General features: G+C 59.5%; 24 protein-coding genes and 1 pseudogene. 17 read left to right on the top strand and 8 right to left on the bottom strand.

The features are described from left to right. The first annotated feature begins 93 nt into the window (after window positions 1-93). The gene (locus ELQ88_RS16030; protein ID WP_138966231.1) at window positions 94-1,281 is read left to right on the top strand and encodes an MFS transporter; all 1,188 of its coding nucleotides are present in this window, start codon (window positions 94-96) and stop codon (window positions 1,279-1,281) included. Between the two features lie 110 nt (window positions 1,282-1,391). Here the strand turns inward: ELQ88_RS16030 and ELQ88_RS16025 are convergent, their stop codons facing one another. Then, window positions 1,392-2,429, bottom strand: coding sequence for a dienelactone hydrolase (locus ELQ88_RS16025; RefSeq protein WP_138966229.1), 1,038 nt, complete (start codon window positions 2,427-2,429; stop codon window positions 1,392-1,394). A 168-nt stretch (window positions 2,430-2,597) separates the two neighbouring features. Further along, window positions 2,598-3,209: an FMN-dependent NADH-azoreductase gene (locus ELQ88_RS16020; RefSeq protein WP_138966228.1), complete on the bottom strand. Its 612-nt coding sequence runs from the start codon at window positions 3,207-3,209 to the stop codon at window positions 2,598-2,600. 129 nt (window positions 3,210-3,338) lie between these two features. Between ELQ88_RS16020 and ELQ88_RS16015 the strand changes: the two genes are divergently transcribed. Further along, window positions 3,339-4,247, top strand: a complete 909-nt coding sequence (locus ELQ88_RS16015) for a LysR substrate-binding domain-containing protein (RefSeq protein WP_138969530.1) — start codon at window positions 3,339-3,341, stop codon at window positions 4,245-4,247. Continuing rightward, a complete protein-coding gene (locus tag ELQ88_RS16010) occupies window positions 4,244-4,603 on the top strand; it encodes an MmcQ/YjbR family DNA-binding protein (RefSeq protein WP_128873500.1) in 360 nt (119 codons plus the stop codon). The genes ELQ88_RS16015 and ELQ88_RS16010 overlap by 4 nt, the downstream gene beginning before the upstream one ends. A 12-nt stretch (window positions 4,604-4,615) precedes the next feature. On the opposite strand, the gene ELQ88_RS16005 is transcribed toward ELQ88_RS16010, so the two are convergent. Then, a complete protein-coding gene (locus tag ELQ88_RS16005) occupies window positions 4,616-5,044 on the bottom strand; it encodes a DUF1294 domain-containing protein (RefSeq protein ID WP_138966226.1) in 429 nt (142 codons plus the stop codon). Beyond that, on the bottom strand, window positions 5,041-5,871 hold the full coding sequence (locus ELQ88_RS16000) for an undecaprenyl-diphosphate phosphatase (RefSeq protein WP_128873502.1): 831 nt from the start codon (window positions 5,869-5,871) through the stop codon (window positions 5,041-5,043). Before ELQ88_RS16000 ends, ELQ88_RS16005 begins: the two co-directional genes overlap by 4 nt. Window positions 5,872-6,170: 299 nt before the next feature. On the opposite strand from ELQ88_RS16000, the gene pnuC reads away from it, so the two are divergent. The 8 genes from pnuC (at window position 6,171) to ELQ88_RS15960 (ending at window position 12,595) form a co-directional block, all read left to right on the top strand. Further along, window positions 6,171-6,734, top strand: coding sequence for a nicotinamide riboside transporter PnuC (pnuC, locus tag ELQ88_RS15995; RefSeq protein ID WP_128873503.1), 564 nt, complete (start codon window positions 6,171-6,173; stop codon window positions 6,732-6,734). After that, window positions 6,731-7,255, top strand: a complete 525-nt coding sequence (locus ELQ88_RS15990; protein ID WP_138969529.1) for an AAA family ATPase — start codon at window positions 6,731-6,733, stop codon at window positions 7,253-7,255. Before pnuC ends, ELQ88_RS15990 begins: the two co-directional genes overlap by 4 nt. Before the next feature lie 352 nt (window positions 7,256-7,607). After that, on the top strand, window positions 7,608-8,054 hold the full coding sequence (locus tag ELQ88_RS15985) for a hypothetical protein (RefSeq protein WP_128873504.1): 447 nt from the start codon (window positions 7,608-7,610) through the stop codon (window positions 8,052-8,054). Window position 8,055: 1 nt separating this feature from the next. Beyond that, a complete protein-coding gene (locus ELQ88_RS15980; protein WP_128873505.1) occupies window positions 8,056-8,634 on the top strand; it encodes an adhesin in 579 nt (192 codons plus the stop codon). A 63-nt stretch (window positions 8,635-8,697) separates the two neighbouring features. Continuing rightward, window positions 8,698-9,708 carry a heme utilization protein gene (locus tag ELQ88_RS15975; protein ID WP_138966224.1) on the top strand — a complete coding sequence of 337 codons (1,011 nt, stop codon included), beginning with the start codon at window positions 8,698-8,700 and terminating at the stop codon, window positions 9,706-9,708. Between the two features lie 65 nt (window positions 9,709-9,773). Then, window positions 9,774-10,454 carry a C39 family peptidase gene (locus ELQ88_RS15970; protein ID WP_138966222.1) on the top strand — a complete coding sequence of 227 codons (681 nt, stop codon included), beginning with the start codon at window positions 9,774-9,776 and terminating at the stop codon, window positions 10,452-10,454. 44 nt (window positions 10,455-10,498) lie between these two features. Next, a complete protein-coding gene (locus tag ELQ88_RS15965; RefSeq protein WP_138966220.1) occupies window positions 10,499-11,242 on the top strand; it encodes a hypothetical protein in 744 nt (247 codons plus the stop codon). A gap of 45 nt (window positions 11,243-11,287) precedes the next feature. Then, window positions 11,288-12,595 (top strand): autotransporter domain-containing protein, encoded by a 1,308-nt coding sequence (locus ELQ88_RS15960; protein WP_138966218.1) that lies wholly within the window; start codon window positions 11,288-11,290, stop codon window positions 12,593-12,595. An 89-nt stretch (window positions 12,596-12,684) separates the two neighbouring features. On the opposite strand, the gene ELQ88_RS15955 is transcribed toward ELQ88_RS15960, so the two are convergent. After that, window positions 12,685-14,010, bottom strand: a complete 1,326-nt coding sequence (locus ELQ88_RS15955; protein ID WP_128873510.1) for a sigma-54 dependent transcriptional regulator — start codon at window positions 14,008-14,010, stop codon at window positions 12,685-12,687. 341 nt (window positions 14,011-14,351) lie between these two features. On the opposite strand from ELQ88_RS15955, the gene ELQ88_RS15950 reads away from it, so the two are divergent. The 3 genes and pseudogenes from ELQ88_RS15950 to ELQ88_RS15940 all read left to right on the top strand — a co-directional run bounded on the left by ELQ88_RS15950 (window position 14,352) and on the right by ELQ88_RS15940 (window position 17,345). After that, window positions 14,352-14,618 (top strand): hypothetical protein, encoded by a 267-nt coding sequence (locus tag ELQ88_RS15950; protein ID WP_128873511.1) that lies wholly within the window; start codon window positions 14,352-14,354, stop codon window positions 14,616-14,618. Window positions 14,619-14,902: 284 nt separating this feature from the next. Further along, window positions 14,903-16,192: a hypothetical protein gene (locus ELQ88_RS15945; RefSeq protein WP_138966216.1), complete on the top strand. Its 1,290-nt coding sequence runs from the start codon at window positions 14,903-14,905 to the stop codon at window positions 16,190-16,192. Window positions 16,193-16,270: 78 nt separating this feature from the next. After that, a pseudogene (locus ELQ88_RS15940) lies at window positions 16,271-17,345 on the top strand (hypothetical protein). Between the two features lie 114 nt (window positions 17,346-17,459). On the opposite strand, the gene ELQ88_RS15935 reads toward ELQ88_RS15940, so the two are convergent. From ELQ88_RS15935 to gnd, 3 genes are read right to left on the bottom strand one after another with little or no spacing between them, the layout of a single operon-like run. Then, the gene (locus ELQ88_RS15935) at window positions 17,460-18,281 is read right to left on the bottom strand and encodes an HAD family hydrolase (protein ID WP_138966214.1); all 822 of its coding nucleotides are present in this window, start codon (window positions 18,279-18,281) and stop codon (window positions 17,460-17,462) included. Continuing rightward, window positions 18,278-19,801, bottom strand: a complete 1,524-nt coding sequence (zwf, locus tag ELQ88_RS15930; RefSeq protein WP_138966212.1) for a glucose-6-phosphate dehydrogenase — start codon at window positions 19,799-19,801, stop codon at window positions 18,278-18,280. The genes ELQ88_RS15935 and zwf overlap by 4 nt, the downstream gene beginning before the upstream one ends. Continuing rightward, a complete protein-coding gene (gene gnd, locus ELQ88_RS15925; RefSeq protein ID WP_128869787.1) occupies window positions 19,798-20,778 on the bottom strand; it encodes a phosphogluconate dehydrogenase (NAD(+)-dependent, decarboxylating) in 981 nt (326 codons plus the stop codon). The genes zwf and gnd overlap by 4 nt, the downstream gene beginning before the upstream one ends. Before the next feature lie 271 nt (window positions 20,779-21,049). Here gnd and ELQ88_RS15920 point away from each other — a divergent pair, with 271 nt between their 5' ends. The 3 genes from ELQ88_RS15920 to ELQ88_RS15910 all read left to right on the top strand — a co-directional run bounded on the left by ELQ88_RS15920 (window position 21,050) and on the right by ELQ88_RS15910 (window position 25,686). Beyond that, complete coding sequence (locus ELQ88_RS15920) at window positions 21,050-21,232, top strand: DUF6026 family protein (protein ID WP_128869788.1); 183 nt, start codon at window positions 21,050-21,052, stop codon at window positions 21,230-21,232. A gap of 196 nt (window positions 21,233-21,428) precedes the next feature. Beyond that, window positions 21,429-23,174: a phosphoethanolamine transferase CptA gene (locus ELQ88_RS15915; protein WP_128869789.1), complete on the top strand. Its 1,746-nt coding sequence runs from the start codon at window positions 21,429-21,431 to the stop codon at window positions 23,172-23,174. A 274-nt stretch (window positions 23,175-23,448) separates the two neighbouring features. After that, complete coding sequence (locus ELQ88_RS15910; RefSeq protein WP_138966210.1) at window positions 23,449-25,686, top strand: TonB-dependent siderophore receptor; 2,238 nt, start codon at window positions 23,449-23,451, stop codon at window positions 25,684-25,686. Window positions 25,687-25,723: the final 37 nt, after the last annotated feature.

Genomic DNA, 25,723 nt, shown 5'->3' with positions numbered 1-25,723 from the left:
CCTCGATCTCACGGATATAGTTAGCCTGCTTCCTTTTATTTTATATCCAAGCGATGATGCAGTTCTCCTACCGCCGCCCGCGAACGAGCCGTCATGTCTGTGCAGCAAGTGCCCCCGCAAAGCTCCACGGCGATCACCCTGCAGATCGTCTCCATCGTCTTCTATACCTTCATTGCCTTCCTGTGCATCGGCCTGCCGATTGCGGTGATACCGGGGTACGTCCACGAACAGCTGGGTTTCAGCGCGATCATCGCGGGGCTGACCATCGGCTGCCAGTACCTGGCCACTCTGCTCAGCCGCCCCATGGCCGGGCGCATGTCGGACAGTGTTGGCACCAAACGGGCGATTGTGTACGGCTTGTCGGGGATCGTCTTGAGCGGAGTGCTGACGCTGTTGTCGACGTTGCTGCAAAGCTTTCCGTTGTTGAGTCTGTTGATCCTGATCGCCGGCCGCCTGCTGTTGGGGATCGCCCAAGGCTTGATTGGCGTCGGCACCATCAGTTGGTGCATGGGCCAGGTCGGTGCCGAACATACCGCGCGCTCGATTTCCTGGAACGGGATTGCGTCCTACGGCGCCATCGCCATTGGCGCGCCACTTGGGGTGGTGATGGTCGCCGAGTACGGCTTTGAAAGCCTGGGGATTGTCCTGTCACTGCTGGCACTGGCCGCACTGCTGCTGATCCGCAACAAACCCTCGGTGCCGGTGATTCGTGGCGAGCGCCTGCCATTCTGGGCGGTGTTCGGGCGCATTGCGCCGTTTGGCGCGAGCCTGAGCCTGGCCTCCATCGGATACGGCACCCTGACTACTTTTATCACTTTGTATTACGTCAGCCGCGGCTGGGCTGGCGCGGCCTACTGCCTGACGGTGTTCGGCATCTGTTTCATTCTGGCGCGGCTGTTGTTCATTTCCAGCATCAGCCGCTTCGGCGGATTCACCTCGGCCATTGCCTGCATGTGTGTTGAAACCTTGGGCCTGGGGCTGCTGTGGCTCGCGCCCTCGACCACTTATGCGTTGATCGGCGCAGGTCTGACCGGCTTCGGCTTGTCGCTGGTCTACCCGGCATTGGGTGTGGAGGCGATCAAGCAGGTACCCAATTCCAGTCGCGGCGCGGGCTTGAGTGCCTATGCGGTGTTTTTCGATCTGGCGCTGGCGATTGCCGGGCCGTTGATGGGCGCCATCGCCTTGAACCTGGGGTACTCGTGGATATTCTTTAGTGCGGCGTTGCTGTCGGTGAGCGCACTTGGTTTGACCCTGTTACTCAAACGCCGCGCAATGGCCTGATTGCCACGTCTCCTGTAGGCGCTGGCTTGCCAGCGAAGGCGTCCATTGGCTCACTGCAGACTCAAGACCATTCGCTGGCAAGCCAGCTCCTGCAGGGGGTGGCGTGAACCTTATTGATCGGCGGTTTGCATGCCGGCCCTGTCCGGCTTGCCCAGCGCACGGGAAAAGAACCGCCCCGCTTCGGAAATCATGGTGCGGTGGATGTCTTTGCGATCGACCCCGTCGGCATCGGTGCACAACGCCGGCATCGCGATAATCTGCTCTTCGTTGCAGGGCGCCATGAACACGAAGTGCCCGGCGCCGGCCAGCAACTTGAAGTCCGGCGCGATCGGCAGTTTGCGCGCCAACGCTGCAGCGTTCTTGTCGAATGCCACCAGTTTGTCGCCGTCGCCGCTGTAAAGCAGCACCGGCACGTGCACGTCGGCCAGGGTATGGCGCCCGAACTTCAGGCTCAGCGGCGCCATCAGCAGCAAGGCATGAACCCGTGGGTCAGCCACCGGTTGCAGGTCATCGCGATCAACGATCAATTCGCCTTGGGTGTTGCAGGCATCGCGATCATCCGGCCGCTCCTGGCAATAGCGGCGCAGACGGTCCAGGTCCGGCGTCGCACCCGAGAGGATCAATGCGGTTTCCCCTCCCGCCGAATAGCCGATCACGCCGACCTGGTTGGCATTGACGAAGGGCGCAAGCATGCGATCGCCCAGGGTCGCGGTGATGGCTTGGGAAATCTGGATCGGCCGGCCATACAGATTGCTCAAGGTACCCAGGCGGCTGTGGTCCCTGGAGTTGTCGCCGGGATGGATCACCGCCACCACGACGAACCCCTTGCGCGCCAGCGAGGTGGCGAGATCGTGCAGGGCCAGCGGGGTTCCGGTGTTGCCATGGGACAGCATCAGCATCGGGAAACGACCGATGGCGACGCGGGTATCTTCGCCGGCTTCGACGGTATAGCCCTCGAGTATGCTGGTGTGTTCCTTGTCGCTGGAAGGATAGAAGGCGATGGCACGCATCGGCTGCAGGTCCAGCGGATCGAGGAAGCTCATCTCATGGAAGCCGACGCTCCAGTGCGTATGTGGCGCAGGTGCGGCGTGCACTGAATTCAGGCTGCCGAGCAGACATATCAGCAAGCTTGCACAAAGACGCACCATGGGATGCCCCACCTTGTTACTTGACCGGAGACGATAACCCTTGAGTGCATAACCCGGGCCAGAACCAGCAACAACCAGAAACAAAAAACTCCGCTTCTGGCACTTGCGTGATCAGAATACAGAGTTTTTTGGTTGTTGCCCGAGCTGTTTGACGTCTTTACGCAAGCCTTACGCGGCGACGAACAATTGCTCGCTGATGTGCGTCTGGGCATCGTTCATGGCCTTGGTCCGCACTTCATCACCGTAAGCCAGGCCATGGGCGCGGACGAACTCGATATCGGTGATACCGAGGAAGCCGAACATGACTTTCAAATATTCTTCATGGGCAACGCCAGTGACCTGACCCACGTGCAGGCCGCCAGATGTCGAGACAATCACCACTTTCTTGTTACCGCAAAGGCCTTCAGGGCCGGCTTCGGTGTAGCGGAAGGTCTGACCGGCAACGGCGATGCGGTCGATCCAGGCCTTGAGTTGAGTCGGAATGGTGAAGTTGTACATCGGGGCGGCAATCACCACCGCATCGGCGGCGAGGAATTCAGCCAGCGCCTGGGCGCTCAGATCGGCTTCGTGCTGTTGCGCGGCATTGCGCAGTTCTGCCGTGGTGCCGGCAGCCACCAGGGTGGCGGCGGAGAAATGGCTGATGGCGTCGGCAGCCAGGTCACGGTAAGTCACCACGGCGCTCGGCTCGGCGGTTTGCCAGGCCTTGACGACTTCGCTGCTCAACTGACGGGAAGCCGAGTTGTCGCCAAGAATGCTCGAATCGATATGCAGCAATTTCATGTGGGGATCTCCAAGTGAGGACCGCTCATGGCGATCTGATGGAAACAATCCTACAGGCGAAACCAATAGCTGATTAGATGGCAACAATACGATAGTTCGTCCCACTGATAGAACAATCGAGTGACCCATATGCAAGACCTCAATGATCTCTACTATTTCGCCAAGGTGGTCGAAGCCGGTGGTTTCGCGGCAGCCGGGCGTTTGCTCGGGATACCCAAGTCGCGCCTGTCGCGTCGGATCGCCGAGCTGGAAGAACGCCTCGGCGCTCGCCTGCTGCAACGCACCACCCGCCAACTCAAGCTGACGGCCGTGGGCGAGCGTTACCTGCGGCACTGTCAGGCGATGCTGCTGGAAGCCGAGATGGCCGATGAGGCAGTGGCCAGCATGTCCAGCGAGCCCCGCGGACGTTTGCGGGTGTCTTGTCCGGTGGGGTTGGCCCACGAGATTCTGCCGACCGTGATCAGTGATTTCCTGGCGAAGTATCCACTGGTTCAACTGGAGGTCATGTTGCTCAATCGACGGGTCGACCTGGTAACCGAGGGCGTCGACGTCGCCCTGCGCGTGCGCGAGTTGGGCGACGAAGACCCGTTGCTGGTCACCCGACGCCTGCGCCAGGCGCAAATGGCGATGGTCGCCAGCCCCGCCTTCCTGCATGGACATGAGATCAACCACCCCGAAGACCTGAAAAAACTGCCGGTGCTCGGCGCGCTGGAAGCCGATCGCATGGTGCACATCCGCATGCTCGATCAACAGGGCAACAGCGTTGACTTGACCCTCGAAGCGCGATTGGGTATCGATGACTTCATCGTGCGCAAGGCCTGCACCCTGGCGGGCCAGGGGTTTACCCTGTTGCCGATGATGTATTGCGAGCAAGCGCTGGCAGACGGCTCGCTGGTGCAGTTGCTGCCTGACTGGTCATTGCCAGGCGGCTGGCTGCAAGCGGTCTACCCTCATCGGCGCGGGGTGATGCCGGCGGTGCGCGCCTGGATCGACCATTTGATCGAATCTTTCAACGCCTGCGGGGAACGATTGCTATGAAGGCCGCACGCATGAGCGAAGAGGATGTCGCGCAGTTCTGCCTGGCGCTGCCCGGCGCGCGGGAAGACTACAAGTGGGGTGGCGTGCGGGTGTTTTCGATTGCCGGAAACAAGATGTTCGCCTTGCAGAACCTGCGGGGCGCATCCCTGGCGTTCAAGGTCGACAAGGATCTGTTTCTCGGTCATTGCGACCGTCCGGGCATTCACCCGGCACCTTATCTGGCGCGGGCGCAGTGGATCATCATGGCAACGCCCTACCCGCTTGGTGCCGAAGAGCTGCAAGACTTGTTGCGACGTTCCCATCAACTGGTGGTGCGCAAATTGCCCAAGCGCACCCAGGTCGGCCTGTTGCTTTAAAGCTGCGCGAATTTAAACCAGCGCGAAAAGATGGGCGCCAAGGAACAATTGATCGATCCAGAACACCTGGTGCAGCAACACGATCACCCAGAACAGCACCTGAAACGAAAGCTTGCGCGTCTTGTGCCGAAACACCTGCTGGGCCAGCAACGCGCCAGGCCAGCCGCCGGCGAGTTCCACCGCATGCAACACGTTCTCCGGTATGCGCCAGCGATCGAGCCGAGCCTTGCGCTTGTCGCTCCAGTACAGCAGGAACGCCAGCACGCTGACGATGCCATAAGCCGCCAGGGGCACCCGTGAAATGCCCCCCAGCCACATCGTCATCGAACCCGACAGCGGCAGCGCGCACAGGATCGCCAACACCAGCAGTTTCAGCCCGGGATGGCGAATCTCGCCCCCGGACCGGCGTCCGGGGTTATTGCGCGCGCTGGAGTCGGTCATGGCTGGACGGCGGTCCAGTCAACCCAACCGAACTGCCAGGTGGCAAGGATGATCAGGCCGAACACGATGCGATACCAGGCGAACGCCGCGTAGCTGTGACTGCCGATGAACACGAGCAGGCCGCGCACGGCAATCATCGCGAAGATGAACGCAGTGACGAAGCCGATGGCGAACACCGGAAAATCCGCCGGCACGAACAGGTCGCGGTATTTGTAGCCCGAGTACACCGCCGCGCCGACCATGGTCGGCATCGCCAGGAAGAACGAGAACTCGGTGGCGGTCTTGCGCGACAAGCCGAACAGCAAACCGCCAATGATCGTCGAACCGGAGCGCGAGGTGCCCGGAATCATTGCCAGACACTGGGCAAAGCCGATCTTCAGCGCGTCTTTCCAGGTGATCTCGTCAACGGTGTGGGCATGCACTTCATGCTGACGCCGTTCAGCCCACAACATGACGACACCGCCGACCACCAGCGCCGTGGCCACGGTGATCGGGTTGAACAGGTAATGGTGAATCAGGTCGGCGAAAATCACCCCCAATACCACGGCCGGCATAAAGGCGATCAGCAGGTTCGCGGTAAAGCGTCGAGCGCCCGGCTGGGTCGGCAGGCCGACGACCACATCGAAAATCTTGCGGCGAAACTCCCACACCACCGCCAGGATCGCCCCGAGCTGGATGATGATGTTGAAGGCCATGGCCCGCTCCCCCCCGAAGTCGAGCAGGTCGGCCACGATGATCTGGTGCCCGGTACTGGAAATGGGCAAAAACTCCGTCAATCCCTCAACAACGCCAAGTATCAATGCCTGAAAGGCGGTCCAAAGATCCATCAATCCCCCAAGAAGCGATGCGCCACGGCATGCCCCGTTAATATTTTCAGAACGCCACTGTGATCAGTGCAGATGAAGTCCCGCGCGCGCAATTCCCCCACAAAACCGTAAAAATTCCGTGAAAAATCAACTTGGACTCAGGTTTTTCCGCGCGGGGCCGAAATCCTATCAGACAAGTCTGATAAACGCTGCCGCGGAGTACTTATCCGTGAACGGATATGTACACGATCAAACCACCCCGCCAACCGCGCCTACCCGTTACAATCGCCTCCCTCTTCGACTTCCCCCAAGGAACCTCCATGTCCGGGCTTGAACTGTTTGCCGCCACCCTCGGTGTCATTGCCGTCTGGTTGACGGTCAAACAGAACCCCTGGTGCTGGCCGATCGGCCTGGTCATGGTACTGCTCTACAGCTGGATCTTTTTTGAAGTGAAACTGTATTCGGACATGCTGCTGCAGGTGATCTATGCCGCCTTGCAGCTGTATGGCTGGTGGCAGTGGACGCGTGCGGGCGACACCCGTCAGGGGCGGCAGGTCAGCCGGCTCGATGGTCAATCGATAACGCTCAGTCTTGCCGTCGGCGCGATCGGCAGTCTGCTGCTAGGCGCGGCAATGGCGCACTGGACCGATGCCGCCCAACCCTGGCTCGATGCGGCGCTGACCGGTTTCAGCCTGGTGGCGCAAGTCTGGATGGCGCAGAAACGCGTGCAATGCTGGCCACTGTGGATCACCCTGGACGTGATTTTCGTCGGGCTGTTTGTCTACAAGGGGATGTACCTGACCGCCGGCCTCTACGCGCTGTTTGCCCTGATAGCCGTGCAAGGCTGGCGGGAATGGCGCGCCGACCCGGTATTGCGCACATGAAAGTCCTGGTGCTCACCGGTCCCGAATCCAGTGGCAAGAGTTGGCTCGCGGCCGAACTGCAAGCGCATTTCGGCGGCGTTCTGGTGGACGAATATGTCCGCTGGTTCATCGAGCAGAACCCACGGGATACCTGCCTGGCCGACATTACGCCCATTGCCCGCGGACAACTGCAATGGGAGGACGGGGCCCGCGCCCGACAGCCTCGGTTGCTGCTGCTCGACACTCACTTGCTGAGCAACATCCTCTGGAGCCGGACCCTGTTTGGCGAGTGCCCGGTCTGGATCGAACAGGCGCTGTTGACCAGGCAATATGATTTGCACCTGCTATTGTCCCCCGACGATGTCGCCTGGACGGATGACGGGCAGCGTTGCCAACCCGAACTGGGACAACGCCGGGACTTCTTCGAGCAGACCCTTGCCTGGCTGGAGCACCATCGACAACCGGTTCAGGTGCTGCAGGGCGATTGGGCCGCGCGTCGCAGCCAGGCCCTGAAGGCCGTTGAGCTCCTGCTCGATTCCTGACTATTTTGCCAATCCGGACGCGGTTTTCCCCTGTTTTGGGGGGGAAGTGTCCATTTTTGAAACACCCCTCCGAGCTCAAACTGGCTATTTGAACGGCTTCATAATCTTTACACCCCGGCTGTAAGGAAAATGAAACACATCGCCGTCAACCCTTGATCTAGAGCATCGCAACTGCTTTTGCCTGATACAGGTGTTTAGCACTGTCTCAAATCTGAAACAGAGCCCAACACGCCCCCTCTTGGCATAATTCGCAAGCTATTGAATTCCCACGACTATCAGAAAGCGGCACAGCTTTCGCTATCTCCTTCATAACGCTGACAAGGTCCAGCTCGCAGAAGAAGGAATAGTTGCCATGGGAACTTTCAACAACGGAATAACCCACCTCCTGCTGGTCGGATTCGCCACCTCGATACTCAGTTTCAATGTTCAAGCTGAAGGCAATGGGGTCATCGTGCTTAAACGTGACGTTCAGCCGGTGCACATCGGCCGCAACGGAGGCAAGGATCCCAATCCGACGACTGTCAACGTCAACCCTTCTGAACGAGTCACCCAAAGCCTCAGCAATGCCGAGCTCAGCGATGGCGACTTTGCCAACGTCGCCAGCGGCTCCTCCATCAGCAACAACATTCCCCAAAACGGCTCAGGCATGCAAGGCCTCAACGTGATCACCAACCCCAACGGCATGCCTGGCATGACCGCGGGCCACGGTGGCGGCAGTGGCGGGGCGATCTCGGGAACCATCAACCGTGCCTTGAGTACCGGCCTCGCCCCACTGGGCAGACTGGCTGGAGGCCAATGACATGACTCGCTCATTGATAGTCCTCGCCCTGCTCGGCTGCACCAGCGCCATGGCCGACTCCAGCGTAAGCACGGTGAACAGCGCCAGAATCCAGGACTCCGGCAGCCAGTACACAGGCAACCTCAACGTCAACCAGGCCGCCGGTGACCAACAGCAACAGACCAACGTCCGGGCGATCGCCATTGGCACCGAAGCTGCCGCGACCACCCGCATCAACCAGAAAATCAACACCTCCGCCAATCCGTCGATGAACGCGACGGCCACCATCGGCGGCACCTCTTTCAGTAATGGCAACGGTGTACTGGGCGTCAACCAGGGCGCCGGGGCCAACAACCAGATGGCCAACGCCATGCGCATCAGCATCAGTGCTGCGCCGCAGAGCGTCGACGATAGCGCCCTTTCTCAACAGAACGTGGCGTTGCAACCAAGCTCAGGAGCAACTGGCACCTCAATCGGCAGTCGCCAGGTCGTGATCAGCGACCAGGCCTTCACCGGCAGTCGAGGGGTAATCCAGGTGAACCAGAGTGCCGGGGTGGGGAACCGAATGGCTAACACCCTGAGCATCCGGGTCGCTGACTGACCCAAACGTAGTGCGATTGGAAAGTACCAATACTTAACCAACTAATAAGCACGGAGAAACACCATGAAACCTACAATGGCTCTCAAACCACTGGTTTTCGCTCTGGCAGCAGTGATGGCAATCGCGGCACAAGCAGGCGGTCGTGATGATGATCGCGGTCATGGCAATGGCCACGGCAATGGTCACGGCAACAACGGGCATGATCGCGGCCCAAGCTTTGACACACTGCTGTCACTCAGCTCCGGCGCCCAGGCAGCCGTGCTGGACGTGCAGAACAGCTCCGGCAACAAAGGGCTGAACCAAGGCACCAAAAACGACGCTAAAGGCGATAACTCGCTCAATGGTTCCAACGGCAACATGGGCGCCAACGTTGCAGCCGGTGACGGTAACCAGCAAGACAACGCCGCTGCACTGGCCACGTCCGACGAAACCTTCATCTTCGGCTCCGCAACCGCCGTTTCAGCCGCGACTCAATACAACACTGGCAACTCTGCTAACAACTACTCCAGTGGCAATACGTCGACCCTCAACAACGCAGGCAACAACGGTTCCGGCAACATCGGCATAAACGTGGCTTCCGGCAGCTTCAACCAACAGAAAAACAACCTGGCCATCGCTGTATCGGGCGGCCGTGTAGCAACCGCAGCTGCTGCGGCCAACCAAAGCTCCACCGGGCTGGCTGTCAATAACTATGGCACCCAGGTGTACAAGACAGACACGCTCACAGGCACCTTTACCGCTGCGGGTGCGTTTGTGGCTGCTGGCAAAGCCGTGTCCAAAGAGGATGACCATCACGGCAGCGGCCATGGTTATGGCAACAAAGGTGGCCGTGGCGGCCATGACGATGTCACCAAGTCTGATTTCGTCGCTGTCGGCGTATTCGGCCTGGCTGGCGTAACCACTGAGCAAAAACTGACCGCAGATGGCTGGAAAACCCCTGTGACCAACACCGCCGTCATGTCGGGCTCGATGAACGGCTTCTCCGGCAACGGCGGCGCCAACGTAGCATCGGGTGTAGGCAACCAACAAAGCAACTCGCTGTCCATCGCTGCAGGCTGCAACGTCTGCATGTAATCGCGATCGAAATAAAAGCCCCGGCAACGGGGCTTTTTTCCACAGTCCGCAAAGGCGTATCGATCATGCGTAAGACTGCCCTTTTCGCCCTGCTCTGCCTGTCTGGCCTGACTCAGGCCGCACAGATGCCCGTGGCCGCCCTGCCTGGCGGTATGCTGGTCTACAAGGAGGTACAGAGTTTGCGTGAGCGCAAGTTCAGCGACATCGTCGAACAGAAAACCGATTTCAGCTGCGGCGCCGCCGCACTGGCGACGGTCCTGCGCCAGGCTTATTGGCTCGACGTCGATGAAGAGCACATCATCAAAGGCATGCTGGTCAATGCTGACCAGGACCTTGTTCGTACCCAAGGTTTTTCCATGCTGGACATGAAGCGCTACATAGAAAGCATCGGCATGCGCGCCCGTGGCTACAAGATCCCCACTGAAAAGCTGGATGCAGTGACGATTCCGGTGGTGGTACTGATGGAAATTCGCGGCTACAAGCACTTCGTGGTGATGCAGCGGGCAGACAAGGAATGGGTCTATATCGGCGACCCGGTCCTCGGTCACAAACGCTACTCCCATGATGACTTTGTCAAAGGCTGGAACGGCATTGTCTTCGCTATCGTAGGTCCCGGTTATGACAAGACCAATGTGCTACGCAGTCCACCGGAACCCCTGACGGCCAAAAACAAGCTGGATAACTTCAACCCGGTCAAAGATGCCGAGTTGATGGATTTTGGTTTCATACAGAGCGACTTCTTTTAATCGCCCAAAGATGATTTTGGGGCGGGATGCTCCGGGAGCAGCAGATGAAAACCTCATACTGGCTGGCCGCCGCCTGTCTGGCAGCGAGTGCTTCAGGCTATGCCAACGGATTCAAACCTATCGAAATCAACGACCATGAGCTCGGCGAGCTGCGTGGCCGTTACGTCATGCCGGGACGGATCATCAGTTTCGGTGTGGTCATGAGCAGTACCTGGCGTAATGCCAGTGGTGATTTGATCGGGGCTGCCACTTCAATGCAGATCCAGGCAGGTACCCTGAAACCCGAATTCTACGTTTCAACCTTTAGCCAGTCCGGTGACGGCAGTACGCCCGGCCAAGGCACAGGCAGCGTCATTGGCGGCGCTGGCTTGAACACCGCACAAGGGATCACCCAAAGCGTGCGTGCCGCCGGCGATGGCAACACGGCCTACAACAATGTCGCGATCGACGTTAAAGAGGCCAGTCATGCCCCGGCCAACAACCCGAGCCTGGGCCAGGTGTTGATGAGCGGGCAAACCATTACCGGTAGCAGTGCGGCCGGCACTGTGGCTGTTTCCGCCACTGGCGGCGGCATCCAGATGGCCATTCAGGCCAACAACAACCAGGGCACGTCCCTGCAGCAAGTTGCCCAGGGTGGCCTGTTGCAGAACACGCGGTTACTGGGCAGCAGCAACGTGGTCAACAACATGACTCAGCTTAATGTAGTGCTGAACAATAATGGCCCGAGCGCAGGTGCACTGGACTGCAACCTGTCTCAACTGAACGCACTACGCAGTCTGGGATATTGAACTACGCTGAGTCTCGATCATTGGGCATTAAGGGACGGCTTATTCATGTATCGATCAGTATCACTGCGCGCAGTTGTATGTTTGAGCACTTTATTCCCCGCGGCGATCTTGCAAGCAGCACCCGCCTCGGATGTGGAGATTCTGAAACAGGAGCTTCTGGAGCTGAAGCAACGATACGAAGTACAACAAAAAGCACTGGCGATCCTCGAGCAACGGGTCCGTCAGGTCGAAGACCAACCGGCAACACCACAACCCAAACGTCTGGCCAAGTCGCCAGCCGACCTCAAAAACAATTCACAAGTCGCCACCGGCACCGGTGCTGCGGCGGCGTCAGGGGGCGCGGCCGGGGGCGGCGGCAGTTCCTACGGACAATCGCTGTCCGATGATTCTCAGCCGGCACAAAGTGTTTCCAACCTGTATGACGAGGCCAGCGGGTTCTTCGGCGGCGGCAAGTTCAGCCTTGAAACCGGGCTGACCTATTCCCGCTACGATACGCGCCAACTGATCCTCAATGGCTTCCTCGCGCTGGACTCGATCTTTCTGGGCAACATCAACCTGGACCGGATCAAGGCCGACACCTGGACGCTTGACCTCACCGGCCGCTACAACTTCGACAACCGCTGGCAGTTCGACCTGAACGTGCCGGTGATCTACCGCGAATCGACCTATCAGTCCGGCGGCGGTAACGAGGGGTCCGCAGGGGTCACCACCGAAAGCAGTGTCAAACGCGATCCAACCATTGGCGACGTCAACTTCGGCATTGCCTACAAGTTCCTCGACGAGTCGGTCAACACCCCGGATGCGGTGCTCACCTTGCGCGTCAAGTCACCGACCGGCAAGGAACCGTTCGGGATCAAGCTGGTTCAGGATAATGCCAACACCAACCTGTTCGTGCCTGAGTCCCTGCCGACCGGCAACGGCGTCTGGTCGATCACCCCTGGCATCTCGCTGGTCAAGACCTTCGACCCGGCCGTGTTGTTCGGTAGCCTCTCCTATACCCACAACTTCGAGGACTCCTTTGACGACATCAGTTCCACCGTCAACCAGAAAACCCCGGGCAAGGTGCGTATCGGCGACAGCTTCCAGATCGGCGCCGGTATTGCGTTTGCGTTGAACGAAAAGATGAGTATGTCGTTCTCGGTGTCTGACCTGGTGCAGCGGAAAAGCAAGATCAGGGAAGATGGCGGGGATTGGCAATCGGTTGTTTCCAGCGATGCCAACGCCGGCTACTTCAACGTCGGCATGACCATTGCGGCTACCGACAACCTGACCATCGTCCCCAACCTGTCCATCGGCATGACGGACGATGCCCCGGACTTTACCTTCAGCCTGAAATTCCCGTATTACTTCTGACCCACAACCGAAAAGCCCCGTTGCGACTTCAATCGCAGCGGGGCTTTTTGTGGCAGATCAAAAGATCGCTTGATCGTTTGATCCTGCGTCTAGCGAATCTGGTGCTTGTGCAGCAATCGGTAAAAGGTCGGCCGCGACACGCCCAATACCCGGGCAGCGACGCTGAGATTGTCACTGTGACGATTCAATACGTCGCACAACGCCTGGCGCTCGGCGCGGGTCTTGTAGTCTTCGAGGGTGCCCATCGGTGCGGCGATCGCATGCTGGCTGATCAGCCCCAGGTCCCGCGCCTCGATCTGCCGTCCTTCCGCCAGCACCAGCCCGCGGCGAACCCGGTTGGCCAACTCACGGACATTGCCCGGCCAGTCATGCTTGCCCATGGCAACCAGCGCGTCTTCGCTGAAACTGCGAGGGCGGCGACCGGTTTCATGACTGTAGAAATGGGAAAAATGATTGGCCAGCATCGACAGATCGCCGTGACGCTCGCGCAAGGGTGCGGTGACAACTTGCAGGACGTTCAGCCTGTAGTACAAATCTTCGCGGAAGCGTTTTTTCTCGATGGCGGCCTCAAGGTCGACGTGGGTCGCCGCCAATACCCGCACATCCACTGGAATCGGCTGACTGCCGCCGACACGCTCGATATGTTTTTCCTGGAGGAAGCGCAACAGGTTGGCTTGCAGTTCCAGGGGCAGGTCACCGATTTCGTCGAGAAACAGCGTCCCGCCGTGGGCGGCTTCGATCCGCCCGACCTTGCGTTGATGGGCGCCCGTAAAGGCACCCTTCTCGTGGCCAAACAGTTCGGACTGGATCAAGTGTTCGGGAATCGCGCCGCAATTGATCGCGACAAAGGGTTTGCTGTGGCGCTGGGACTGTCGGTGCAGCGTGCGCGCGACCAGCTCTTTACCGGTCCCGCTTTCACCGCGAATCAAAACCGGCGACTCGGTGGGTGCCAGTTTGCTCAGCAGCTTGCGCAGTTCACGAATCGGCTTGCTGTCACCAAGCAGTTCATGCTCAGGCTGATCGATATGAACCGTGCCCTGACCGCGCAGGCGCGCCATGCCGAACGCCCGGCCCAGCGTGACTTGAACCCGGGACACATCGAACGGCAAGGTATGGAAATCGAAAAACCATTCGCAAACGAAGTCCCCGACATTCTGCAGGCGCAGGACTTCCTGGTTGAGTACGGCGATCCACTCGGTGCCGCTGCGGCTGATCAGTTCCTTGACCGCGTCCGGTCGTTCGAGGTGAAAAGGTTGTAATCGCAGCAGGCCGACATCGCAGGTTTTGTCAGCGGCGTGTTCCAGGGTACAGCTGTCTACATCCCATCCCACAGAGCGTAAACCCGGCAAGAGCCGATGGCAGTCATCGCAGGGGTCCACTACTAATAGACGTCGTAAGGCAGGCGCTTCGCTCATGACTGTTCCTTGGCGCCAAATATATGAAATATTATTAAAAACAGTCATTTGGCGATCTTGACTGTAACATTAGCAAGATTTTGACGGTCCCTTGTATCGTTTGACTATAAGGCCGTTAAGTGAATAGTTATAAGAAGCGGCTTTGTTAGTTGCCTAACGACTCAAACCTTTCATGCAGCTTTCAAAATGCCTCCACACCTTGACCAATGAAAGAAAGTTGAAATAACGTTGACTTGAATGTGACCCAACCCCGGGTTGCGGGCATCAGTACAAGTAACGAGCCGAACGGTAAGCCCAACCGGCGGCACTTCACTTGATTGGGCATACAGAGAGACGATCCCATGAACGCCCCGCTCCGTATCAACGAAGCTCTTTTGATCGCCGACCGCGCATTCAAACCCTTTCAATGCGTGGCCTGGGCCCCACAGGACGGTAATGGCGAACTCAGCCTGAGTGTCATCGACCGTACCAACACCCGCATCGGTCGCCAGCAGATTCCAAGCAGCGCCTATACCGATCCCGCACAACTTGAAAGCCTGCTAAATCAGGCACGTGCCGAGTTGAGCGAGGGAGGCTACACCCTGCAATCCTGGTCGATGCCGCACTAAGCATTGATGGCGGGTTACTTCGTGTAACCCGCACCCTCCTCTATCACGGGCAGCTGGCGTTGCAGGGCCATCTGCACTTGACGATAGTTTATTTCGAACCCGGGCGAACCTGTTTGATTGCCAGGCTTGCCAGTGGTTCGAAAAGACACTGTTCTGGCACAAAACGACCCTCCGCCTGTTAGTTCTCACTGTTGTGCATCCGCGCATTCAGGGATTGAATGATTTCCCTAATGAAAGTCGCCACCCAACTTCTGGATCAGGACGACTTGCAAGGAGCTGCGTGCATGGCAAGCCAGACCGCTTTTAGCTCGACGCCCACACTGAACGACGCTGGAGCACTCGATTTATCCTTTGCCGGAAACGGCACGACCCAAGTGTATTTCGCCGGCAGCACCTCAAGCATGGCCAACGGGGTGGCGATCGATTCACAGGGCAGGCTGCTGGTCGCGGCGAAGGTCGGAACGCCGGGCGGTAGCCGCTTCGGCCTGGCTCGCCTGCTGGAAGATGGCTCGGCCGATCTGGTATTCGGCCATCAAGGCAGCGTCATCGGGCAGTTCGAACACGGCTTCGAGGCGATGGGTGGAAAAGTCCATGTCCTGGCGGATGGGCGCATTCTACTGGCCGGGCTGCATTACGAGAATGCGCACCAGACACTGCCTGCCCTTGCCCTGTTTGATCAGCAAGGCCGTCCGGCTCAAGGCTTTGGCGACAATGGTCGCTGCGTGGTGCGCCTGCCGGGCAATCTTTCCATGGGTGCGCGCGACGGCTGGCTGCCCCCAGGCATGCCAGGCACCGAAGCCTGTGATGTGTGTGTGCAGGAGGATGGTCGCATCCTGCTGCTGGCCAATCATCACTTTGAACTGGCCGACCATGTCGGCATGCTGATACGACTCGATGCCGACGGTTCACTCGACAGCACATTCAATGGTCGTGGCTTCGTGATGGTCAGGCATTTGCTGATGAACACCTGGATCAGCAGCCTGATGGTCCAACGAGACGCCCGGATCCTGGTGGGCGGCTCGATCAACTTCCCCCAGGAAGGCCTGTTGGCCCGTTATCACACCGATGGCCGGCTCGACGACAGTTTCGCCGTGGACGGCTTCATGAGTTTCAAGGCACAGGAGCGCAGCGTTCAGCTCAGCCAGATCATCCAGCACGACGATGGCGACTTGCAGTGTTTTGGCAGCAGCCGCGACCCGATGCACTGCCTTTCACTGAAAGTACACAGCAACGGCCGTCCGGACAGCCATTGCAACGACGGCCATCCGCAATTGCTGGAAATCGGCCACAGTGGCTGCCAGTGGAACGCCGCCCTGGCATTGCCGGACGGATGCGTGCTGACGGCAGGCGCAACCCTCGGCGGCGTCGAGGGCGACTTCATCCTGGCCCGCTACATGCCCGACGGACAGCTCGATTATCGCTTCGGCAATGGTACTGGCTGGGTTCGCACCCGCCAGGGTCGGAGCCTGGATATTGCCACTTCATTGGCCGTGCAAGCGAACGCAAGCATCGTCGTGGCGGGCTCTTCACTGGATGGCAACTGTCGGGCGGTCGTCGCACGCTACCTGGGTTAACCCAAAGGATTTTTCCTACACTTGATCTTGCCTTGGACTTACGGCACCTTGCGCGCTTCTTTTTATAAGGAGTAGCCAATGTCCGGCTCAATGGCCCAGGCGTTCGCGCACAACTTTCTCGGGCATTCACCCCGCTGGTACAAGGCAGCATTCTCGGCTTCCTGATCCTCAACGCCCTGGTGTTGTGGACGGTCGGCCCGGTGGTAGCGGGCTGGCTGCTGGTGCTGGAATTCATCGTCACCCTGGCCATGGCACTCAAGTGTTATCCGTTGATGCCCGGCGGCCTGCTGCTGGGCGAAGCCCTGCTGTTGAAGATGACCACGCCCCAGGCACTCTATGACGAACTGGTGCACAACTTTCCGGTGATCCCGCTGCTGATGTTCATGGTGGCCGGCATCTACTTCATGAAAGACCTGTTGTTGTTCCTGTTCTCGCGACTGCTGCTCGGGGGCCGCTCCAAGTCCATGCTGGCGCTGATGTTCTGCTTCCTGTCGGCGTTTCTCGACGCCCACCGTGGGTACCGCGCTGGGTGGCGTCTGCACCTTGGTCGGCGAGCCGCAGAACCTGCTGATCGGCCATGAGATGGGGTGGCACTTCGCCGCGTTTTTCCTGAAAATCGCTCCGGTGTCCTTGCCGGTACTGGTGGCGGGCCTGGTGACCTGCGTATTGCTGGAGAAATTGCGCTGGTTCGGTTATGGCACGCTGCTGCCGGGCAACGTGCGTTCGGTGCTGGCCAACTACGCCGCCGAAGACAACGCCGCACGCACCGCACGCCAACGTGCCGCCCTGATAGTGCAGGGCCTGGCGGCGTTGATCCTGATTGCAGGGCATGCTGTTCATTGCCAACGGCTTGCTGTCGGCCATCAGCGACAACGTGTTCGTCGCGACCATTTACATCACCGAAGTGAAACAGGCTTTCCTCTCCGGCCACATGAGCCGCGAACATTTCGAGACATTGGCGATTGCGATCAACACGGGCACCAACCTGCCGAGCGTTGCCACGCCTAATGGCCAGGCGGCGTTTCTGTTTCTGCTGACGTCGGCGATTGCACCGCTGATTCGCCTGTCGTATGGGCGGATGGTGTGGATGGCGTTGCCGTATACGGTGGTGATGGGGGTACTTGGCTGGTATGCGGTGAGTTACTGGCTGTAGACACCGATTAAATGTGGGAGCGGGCTTGCTCGCGAAGGCGGCTTTTCAGACATAACACTTGTGAATGACACGCCGCCTTCGCGAGCAAGCCCGCTCCCACAGGGTTTTGTGTCGTTAGCGAGGGAGTATGTAGCGCTCGATCGCCTGGGCGGCGCCCTCTTCGGTGTTGGTCCCGGTCACCACGTGCGCCTGGCGCTGCACCGCCTCTTCCGCCTGCCCCATGGCGATCGACAACCCGGCGCGATGAAACATCGCCGGATCGTTGCCGCCATCGCCCAAAGCTGCCGTCTGCTCCAGGGGCACACCGAGGAATTCGGCCAGTGTCGCCAGCGCTTCGCCCTTGTTCGCTTTCATTGCAGTCACATCCAGGTACACCGGTTGTGAACGTGAAACCTGAGCCTGCCCCTCGACCTTGGGCAGCAATTGCGCTTCCAGTTCGATCAACAGTTCGGTGTTGTGACTGGCGGCGACGATCTTGTCGATCTGCTTCAGATACGGCTCGAAGCTCTCCACCATCACCGGCGGATATCCCAGGCCATGCTGCTCGCGCGGCACCATGGGCCCGGAGGGATCTTTCGCCAGCCAGTCGCCGCCGCTGAATACCCAGACTTCGATATCCGGCAGATCGGCAAACAGCGTCAAGGTGGTCAACGCGGCCGTGGCCGGCAAGTAATGCGCGACCAGGATACTGCCGTCGGGATGGACCAGGGTGCCGCCATTGAACGCCGCCGTCGGCAGGTCGACGCCCAGGGCTTCGATCTGCTGGAGCATGGCTTTGGGCGGACGACCGGTGGCCAGGCTGAACAGCACGCCCGCCTCGCGCAACGAACTGACCGCTTCGAGGGTGCGCTGGCTGAGGCTGTGGTCGGGCAGCAGCAACGTGCCGTCCATGTCACTGAGCAAAAACCGGATGGGGTGTTGCGTCGGCTCACTCATCCGAGGCCGTGCCAGACGCGACCGTCGCGGGTCAGCAGGTCTTCTGCGGCCTGCGGCCCGTCATCGCCAGCCGCGTAACTCTGCACGCTCGCGTCCTGCTGCCAGGCATCGAGGAACGGCTGCACGGCGCGCCAGCCATTCTCGATATTGTCGGCGCGCTGGAACAGCGTCTGATCGCCCGTCAGGCAGTCGTAGATCAGGGTCTCATAGCCGGTGGACGGCTGCATTTCAAAGAAATCCTTGTAGGCAAACCCCAGTTCGATATTGGCCATCTTCAGCGCTGGGCCTGGCCGTTTCGCCAGCAGATCGAACCACATGCCTTCGTTTGGCTGGATCTGGATCCGCAGATAGGTCGGCTGCAACTCATCGACCTCGGTATCGCGGAACTGCGCGTAAGGCGCCGGCTTGAAACAGATGACGATCTCGGTGTCGCGTACGCTCATGCGCTTGCCGGTGCGCAGGTAGAACGGCACGCCGACCCAGCGCCAGTTATCGATCATGACCTTGAGTGCCACGTAGGTTTCGGTGTTGCTGTCTTGCGCCACGTTGTTTTCCTGGCGATACCCCGGCAACAGCTTGCCGTCGATTTCACCGGATGCGTATTGGCCGCGGACCGAGTTGGCCCGAGCCTCCTCGACCGACCAGGGGCGAATCGCGCCGACCACCTTGGCTTTCTCGCCGCGAACCGCATCGGCGCCAAAGGCTGCCGGCGGCTCCATGGCCACCATCGCCAACAACTGGAACAGGTGATTGGGCACCATGTCCCGCAGGGCGCCGGTGTGTTCATAAAAACTGCCACGGGTTTCCACGCCGACGGTCTCCGCGGCGGTGATCTGCACGTGGTCGATGTAATGATTGTTCCAGAACGCTTCGAACAGGCTGTTGGAGAACCGGCTGATCAGAATGTTCTGCACGGTTTCCTTGCCCAGATAGTGATCGATCCGGTAGATCTGGTTTTCCGTCATGACCTTGAGCAGGCAAGCGTTCAAGGCTTCGGCGGTCGGCAGATCGGAACCGAACGGTTTTTCGATCACCACCCTTCTGAAGGCTTCAGGCGTCTCTTGCAGCAAACCGGCGGCGCCAAGACGGCGCACCACTTCACTGAAAAAACGCGGCGCGGTGGCCAGGTAGAACACCGCGTTGCCCGTGCCGCTGTCGGCAATTTTCGCCGCCAACGCTTGATAAGTGCTGTCGTCCAGAAAATCGCCCTGGACGTAGCTGATGCCTTTCGCCAATTTGGCCCACAACACCGGATCAAGGGCTTGATCACCTTTGCCGACCTTGGAGGCCACTTCGGCGCGAATGAAGTCTTCGAGTTTTTTCGCGAAGTCTTCATCGCTGATGGCGTTGTGGTCAACGCCGATGATCCGCAGTCCATCCCCAAGCAGACCGTCGCGACTCAGGTTGTACAGCGCCGGCATCAGCAGACGCTTGACCAGGTCACCATGGGCACCGAACAGGAACAGCGTGGTCGGTGGTGCGGGTTCTGCCTTGGATTTATTGCGGATCAGACGGGTCATTTCTTCGCAGTCTCCACGTGGCCGCCGAAGCCGAAGCGCTGGGCCGAGAGAATCTTGTCGCCAAAGGTGCCTTGGCCGCGCGAACGGTAGCGGGAGAACAGCGAGTTCGACAACACCGGTACAGGCACCGATTGCTCCATGGCGGCTTCGATGGTCCAGCGACCTTCACCGCTGTCGGCCACCGAACCGGAATACCCATCGAGTTTCGGATCGCTGGCCAGTGCGTCGGCGGTCAGGTCGAGCAGCCAGGACGAGACCACGCTGCCACGACGCCAGACTTCGGCGATGTCGGCGACGTTCAGGTCGAAACGCTGGTCTTCCGGCAGGTTGGTGCTGGCTTTGGTCTTGAGAATGTCGAAGCCTTCGGCGAAGGCCTGCATCATGCCGTATTCGATGCCGTTGTGGATCATCTTCACGAAATGCCCGGAACCGGCCGGACCGGCGTGGATATAACCCCGTTCGGCGCGATCGTCATCGGACTTGCGGTCCTTGGTCCGCGGAATGTCGCCCAGGCCAGGGGCCAGGCTTTCGAACAGCGGATCGAGACGTTTAACGGTCTCGGCATCGCCGCCGATCATCATGCAGTAACCACGTTCCAGGCCCCAGACGCCGCCCGAGGTGCCGACGTCGATGTAGTGCAGGCCTTTTTCCGCCAGGGTTTTCGCCCGGCGGATGTCGTCCTTATAAAAAGTGTTGCCGCCGTCGATGATGGTGTCGCCGGCTTCGAGCAATGTGCTCAGGGTGTCGATGGTGTCTTCGGTCGGTGCGCCGGCCGGCAACATGACCCAGACCGCCCGTGGCTTGGCCAGGCCGGCAACCAGGGCTGGCAGGTCGGCAACGCCGGTGGCGCCGTCTTCGCTCAGGTTTTCGACGAAAGCGGTATTGCGGTCGTAAACAACGGTGGTGTGCCCGTTGAGCATCAAGCGCCGCGCAATATTGCCGCCCATGCGGCCCAGTCCGATAATCCCGAGTTGCATGTGTTGATGCTCCCTACTACAAATAAAGTGTGTCAAAGGTTATAGCCCAACGCGACTAATGTGGGTTAGTCCAGAGCGGCGGGACGAAGTTTCCGGGCATTGTGCCCGATCCAGACTGATAACGTCAGAAATCGTGCCGAAGACACCGCGACCATGAAAAATAAAAAAGTTCCATTCTTGGACAAAAGAAATCAAAATCGGCGCCGATAGTAAGTCAGCATCCGACGTCGGAGCGGATTTACAGTTGAATCAGCCATTTGCGAGGTGAGCAATGGGCACATTACTAGCAGCACGGCCAGCACAAACCCTTTACGTCACGATCCGTCGCGATGAACTGCGCCAGTTGAAAGACGAACGCGACCAGTTGAGGCAGGAAGTCGCGCAACTGCGCCTGCTGACACAAGATGCTCAGGCTCAGTCCTGGCCCGTCACGCAGCGCGCTCCCCACGCCTGATACCTCCGCTTGAATCGGAAGCGGCCTTCTGCTGCTTCCAATACACCCCGATGCCTGACCGTCCGGCAATCACAATTTTTTCACACTAACATCTTGATACTTCGACTCATTGTGGCCGCTCGGTATCCGTGCGCCACCCGTTCGTCGGTGATATTCACGTCTCGGCGAAGGCAGTGATTTCAGGTTGGAGCGATGAATGGCTTTGTTTAAACGCAGCACCACGTCTGCGAAAGGTTTTGATTGGGCAGGATTGCTCTGGCTGTTTTTGTTCTTCTGGTATTTTTCCGGTATTACCCAACTACTGATCCAGCTGACGGGCACCTCCGGTTTCACCGGGTTCCGCCAGGCCTTTATCATGAGCGCCATCTGGCTGGCGCCGATGCTGCTGTTCCCTAAACAGACCCGGGTATTGGCCGCGCTGATCGGTGTGGTGCTGTGGGCCTGCTCCATGGCGAGCCTGGGCTACTTCTTCATTTACCAGCAGGAATTCTCCCAAAGCGTCATCTTCATCATGTTCGAGTCGAACATCTCTGAAGCGGGCGAGTACATGACCCAGTACTTCGCCTGGTGGATGGTGGCGGCCTTCGTCGCCCACACGCTGTTCGCCTGGTTCCTGTGGACGCGCTTGCGTCCGGTGTACCTGCCTCGCGGGCAGGCACTGGTCGCAGCAACCGCCATTCTGGTGGCCGTGATCGGTTACCCGCTGGTCAAGCAGACCCTGCGCACCGGTAATTTTGCCGACGGTTTCGAGAAGTTCGAGACCCGCGTCGAGCCCGCCGTGCCCTGGCAGATGGCCGTGGCCTATCACCGCTACCTTGACACCCTGGCCGGCATGCAGGACATGCTCACCAGCGCGAGCAAAATCCCGCCGCTGCACAACCTCAAGGACTCGGCGGCCGATCAGCCGTCAACGCTGGTACTGGTGATCGGTGAGTCCACCAACCGTCAGCGCATGAGCCTGTACGGCTACCCTCGGGCAACCACGCCGGAGCTGGACAAGCTCAAGGATCAGCTGGCGGTCTTCGATAACGTCATCACCCCGCGCCCCTACACCATCGAAGCGTTGCAACAGGTGCTGACCTTCGCCGACGAAGACAACCCGGAGCTGTACCTGTCGACCCCGTCGCTGGTGAGCATGATGAAACAGGCGGGCTACAAGACCTTCTGGATCACCAACCAACAGACCATGACCAAGCGCAACACCATGTTGACGACCTTCTCCCAGCAGGCCGACGAGCAGGTGTACCTGAACAACAACCGCAACCAGAACGCCGCACAGTACGATGGCGATGTGATCGAGCCGTTCAACAAGGCCCTGACCGACGCTGCGCCGCGCAAGCTGATCGTCGTGCATCTGCTCGGCACGCACATGAGCTACCAATACCGTTACCCATCGACCTTCGACAAGTTCAAGGACCGCCAGGGCGTTCCGCCAGGCGTGCGCGATGATCAATTGCCGACCTATAACAGCTACGACAATGCGGTGCTGTACAACGACTTTGTGGTCTCGAGCCTGATCAAGGACTACGCCAAGTCCGATCCGAACGGGTTCCTGTTGTACCTTTCCGACCATGGGGAAGATGTATTCGACTCCCCTGGCCATGGCACCCTGGGGCGCAACGAAAGCAAGCCGACGGCGCCGATGTACACCATTCCGTTCGTGGCCTGGGCCTCGCCGAAATGGCGCGAAACCCATGACTGGAGCTTCGCCGGCGATCTGGGGCGGCCGTACAGCAGTTCGCACCTGATTCATACTTGGGCCGATCTCGCGGGGCTCAGCTTCGATGAACTCGATCGCAGCAAGAGCCTGGTCAGCGACAGCTTCAAGCCCCGGCCCTTGATGATCGGCAACCCCTACGAGCGTCAACAGCGGCCGCTGATCGACTTCAGCCTGATCAAGCCCAAGGCATTGCCAGTCGCACCGGAAGTCGTGCAGAAGTAGGAGCAAGCTTGCTCGCGATGGACGTTAACGATAACGCGTGCTGACTGACTGAACGCGGCGCTCTTGAATCCATCGCGAGCAAGCTCGCTCCTGCACAAAGCGGTGTTCTTGAGTCCATCGTCGGAGCGCCGCCCGGAACAAGGCTCCTGCACAGGAATTCTTCTTACAGCAGACCCCAAGATAATAATTATTCTCGTTTAAGGCTAAATCCCCGCCCTCCCCTTCGTCTTTGAGCAAACGGAAATTTTCCCTCGAAGACAAGGAGTCGGCTGCGATGTTCGCGCCTATCACCCGTTCCATGACCTTTACCCTGGGCCTGTGCAGTGTCGCCCTGTGCCCCGAGCTGCTGGCTGAAACCGGTTCTGATCAAGCACCCGGCAGCACCCTCGAACTGGACGCCACCCAGGTGTCCGCCCTGGGGTTGGCCAGTACCACCGAAAACACCGAGTCGTACACCACCGGCGCCATGAGCACGGCCACCCGCCTGAACCTGTCGATCAAGGAAACGCCGCAATCGGTGTCCGTGGTCACCCGTCAGCAAATGGACGACTTCAAGCTCGGCTCGCTGTCCGAAGCCATGAGCCAGACCACCGGCGTGGTGGTGCAGCACAACGACTCGGACCGGGTCAGCTATTCCTCGCGCGGCTACACGATCAGCAATTTCCAGGTCGATGGCATGCTCAACACCTTCAGCTACATGAAGTCCGATTCGGACACCATCATCTACGACCGCATTGAAGTGGTTCGCGGTGCGACCGGCCTGACCACGGGTGCGGGCGACCCGTCGGCCACCATCAACATGGTGCGCAAGCGACCGACCGCGCAGTGGCAAGTCCAGACCGGTGCCAGTGGCGGCAGTTATGACGACTATTACAGCTACCTGGATGTCGGCGGCCCGCTGGCGTTCGACGGCCGACTGCGCGGGCGCAGCGTGCTGGCCTATCGCGACGCCGGTTCATACCGCGACAAGTACCAGCAACAACGGGAAGTCGGCTACGGCATTCTCGAAGCCGACCTGACTGACGACACCGTGCTGGCCGTGGGTTACGACTATCAGAACAAACACGTGCAGGGCTCCTCCTATGGCACCTTGCCGTATTGGAACTCCGACGGCGGCAAAGCCAACCTGGGACGTTCCACCAATATGGCGACGTCCTGGAGTTCCTGGCCGATCAAGGACCAGACGGCATTCGCCACGCTGGAGCAGCAACTCGGCGCCGGCTGGCATTTCAAAGCGGCCTACACCCACCGCGAAAGCGATACCGACGGCAAGTTGTATTACGGCGGAGCCGGCTACCCGAACGAGGACCGCAGTGGCATGACCGCCTACACGGGCCACATGCTCGGGACGCAGAAAATGAAGGCTTATGACTTCAACGTGGCGGGCCCCTACTCGCTGTTCGGACGGGAGCACGAAATGATGCTCGGGTATGGCGAAGCCGAACGCAGCGAAGAAAGCCCCTACCTGGTCGAAGGCGCACTGCCGCCGGACTACTTGAGCATTCCCGACTGGAAATACATGGGCAACATCGCCAAGTATTCCGATACCGTCACCAGTCTTACAGGTGCAAAAGACAGTACCCGTCAGAAGGCCGGCTATCTGGCCACTCGCCTGAGTCTGACGGACGAGCTGCACGCTGTGCTCGGCAGTCGTTATGGCAGCTGGAAAGCGTCGAACCGGACCAACAGCTACGACGCCAACCTGCAGCTGAGCAGCGTCGATGCCACCCACCAGCAACACAACGACATCTGGACGCCATACGCCGGGCTGCTTTACGACCTCACCCCCGAATACACCGTGTATGTCAGCTACACCGACATTTTCAAACCGCAGTCCAATCGCGACAGCAACCGCAAATACCTCGAGCCGGTGGTGGGCAGCAACTATGAGCTGGGGCTCAAGGGCAGCCTCCTGGAAGAACGCCTGAACCTGGCCACCGCGCTGTTCTGGAGCAAACAGGACAACGTCGCGGAACTCGACGACTCAGTGCCGCCGGACCCGGTGACCCGCGAGGAATTCTTCAAGTCAGGCGGGAAAGGCAACAAGGTCCAGGGCTTCGAAGCCGAGGTTTCCGGCGAGGTCATGGCCGGCTGGAACATGACGGCCGGCTACACCTACACCCACTCTGCCGACGGCGAAAAGCAACGCGCCAATACCAACCAGCCGCTTAATATGCTTCGCCTTTCCACAGCATATCGCCTGCCCGGCGACTGGCAGGCACTGACCGTGGGCGGCGCGGTGAACTGGCAGAGCGAGGTGTTCCGCGCCGCCCGTCGCCCGATCGGACGCGACGCGGACGGTGAGGTCATCACTCAAAGCACGAAAATCCGCCAGGAGGCTTATACCGTGGTCAGGCTGATGTCGCGGTATGAGTTCGACCGGCACCTGTCCGCGTCGCTGAATGTCGATAACCTGTTCGACAAGAAGTATTACGACAACGTCGGTTTCTACAACGGCGTGTTCTGGGGCGACCCGCGCACAGTCACCCTGAGCCTGGACTGGAAGCTCTAGGGTTTAACGCCCACTTAACGGAATCGGCAGAAAATGG

The sequence above is a fragment of the Pseudomonas sp. MPC6 genome (genome assembly GCF_006094435.1).
Classification (GTDB): Bacteria; Pseudomonadota; Gammaproteobacteria; order Pseudomonadales; family Pseudomonadaceae; genus Aquipseudomonas.
The sequence above is the reverse complement of the archived record's forward strand: the minus strand, read 5'-3'. Positions and strand labels throughout refer to the sequence as shown.

Bases quoted from the DNA above. Each gene is read 5' to 3' on its own strand.
- ELQ88_RS16030 (WP_138966231.1), top strand. From the start codon at position 94: ATGTCTGTGCAGCAAGTGCCCCCGCAAAGCTCCACGGCGATCACCCTG.
- ELQ88_RS16025 (WP_138966229.1), bottom strand. From the start codon at position 2,429: ATGGTGCGTCTTTGTGCAAGCTTGCTGATATGTCTGCTCGGCAGCCTG.
- ELQ88_RS16020 (WP_138966228.1), bottom strand. From the start codon at position 3,209: ATGAAATTGCTGCATATCGATTCGAGCATTCTTGGCGACAACTCGGCT.
- ELQ88_RS16015 (WP_138969530.1), top strand. From the start codon at position 3,339: ATGCAAGACCTCAATGATCTCTACTATTTCGCCAAGGTGGTCGAAGCC.
- ELQ88_RS16010 (WP_128873500.1), top strand. From the start codon at position 4,244: ATGAAGGCCGCACGCATGAGCGAAGAGGATGTCGCGCAGTTCTGCCTG.
- ELQ88_RS16005 (WP_138966226.1), bottom strand. From the start codon at position 5,044: ATGACCGACTCCAGCGCGCGCAATAACCCCGGACGCCGGTCCGGGGGC.
- ELQ88_RS16000 (WP_128873502.1), bottom strand. From the start codon at position 5,871: ATGGATCTTTGGACCGCCTTTCAGGCATTGATACTTGGCGTTGTTGAG.
- pnuC (WP_128873503.1), top strand. From the start codon at position 6,171: ATGTCCGGGCTTGAACTGTTTGCCGCCACCCTCGGTGTCATTGCCGTC.
- ELQ88_RS15990 (WP_138969529.1), top strand. From the start codon at position 6,731: ATGAAAGTCCTGGTGCTCACCGGTCCCGAATCCAGTGGCAAGAGTTGG.
- ELQ88_RS15985 (WP_128873504.1), top strand. From the start codon at position 7,608: ATGGGAACTTTCAACAACGGAATAACCCACCTCCTGCTGGTCGGATTC.
- ELQ88_RS15980 (WP_128873505.1), top strand. From the start codon at position 8,056: ATGACTCGCTCATTGATAGTCCTCGCCCTGCTCGGCTGCACCAGCGCC.
- ELQ88_RS15975 (WP_138966224.1), top strand. From the start codon at position 8,698: ATGAAACCTACAATGGCTCTCAAACCACTGGTTTTCGCTCTGGCAGCA.
- ELQ88_RS15970 (WP_138966222.1), top strand. From the start codon at position 9,774: ATGCGTAAGACTGCCCTTTTCGCCCTGCTCTGCCTGTCTGGCCTGACT.
- ELQ88_RS15965 (WP_138966220.1), top strand. From the start codon at position 10,499: ATGAAAACCTCATACTGGCTGGCCGCCGCCTGTCTGGCAGCGAGTGCT.
- ELQ88_RS15960 (WP_138966218.1), top strand. From the start codon at position 11,288: ATGTATCGATCAGTATCACTGCGCGCAGTTGTATGTTTGAGCACTTTA.
- ELQ88_RS15955 (WP_128873510.1), bottom strand. From the start codon at position 14,010: ATGAGCGAAGCGCCTGCCTTACGACGTCTATTAGTAGTGGACCCCTGC.
- ELQ88_RS15950 (WP_128873511.1), top strand. From the start codon at position 14,352: ATGAACGCCCCGCTCCGTATCAACGAAGCTCTTTTGATCGCCGACCGC.
- ELQ88_RS15945 (WP_138966216.1), top strand. From the start codon at position 14,903: ATGGCAAGCCAGACCGCTTTTAGCTCGACGCCCACACTGAACGACGCT.
- ELQ88_RS15935 (WP_138966214.1), bottom strand. From the start codon at position 18,281: ATGAGTGAGCCGACGCAACACCCCATCCGGTTTTTGCTCAGTGACATG.
- zwf (WP_138966212.1), bottom strand. From the start codon at position 19,801: ATGACCCGTCTGATCCGCAATAAATCCAAGGCAGAACCCGCACCACCG.
- gnd (WP_128869787.1), bottom strand. From the start codon at position 20,778: ATGCAACTCGGGATTATCGGACTGGGCCGCATGGGCGGCAATATTGCG.
- ELQ88_RS15920 (WP_128869788.1), top strand. From the start codon at position 21,050: ATGGGCACATTACTAGCAGCACGGCCAGCACAAACCCTTTACGTCACG.
- ELQ88_RS15915 (WP_128869789.1), top strand. From the start codon at position 21,429: ATGGCTTTGTTTAAACGCAGCACCACGTCTGCGAAAGGTTTTGATTGG.
- ELQ88_RS15910 (WP_138966210.1), top strand. From the start codon at position 23,449: ATGTTCGCGCCTATCACCCGTTCCATGACCTTTACCCTGGGCCTGTGC.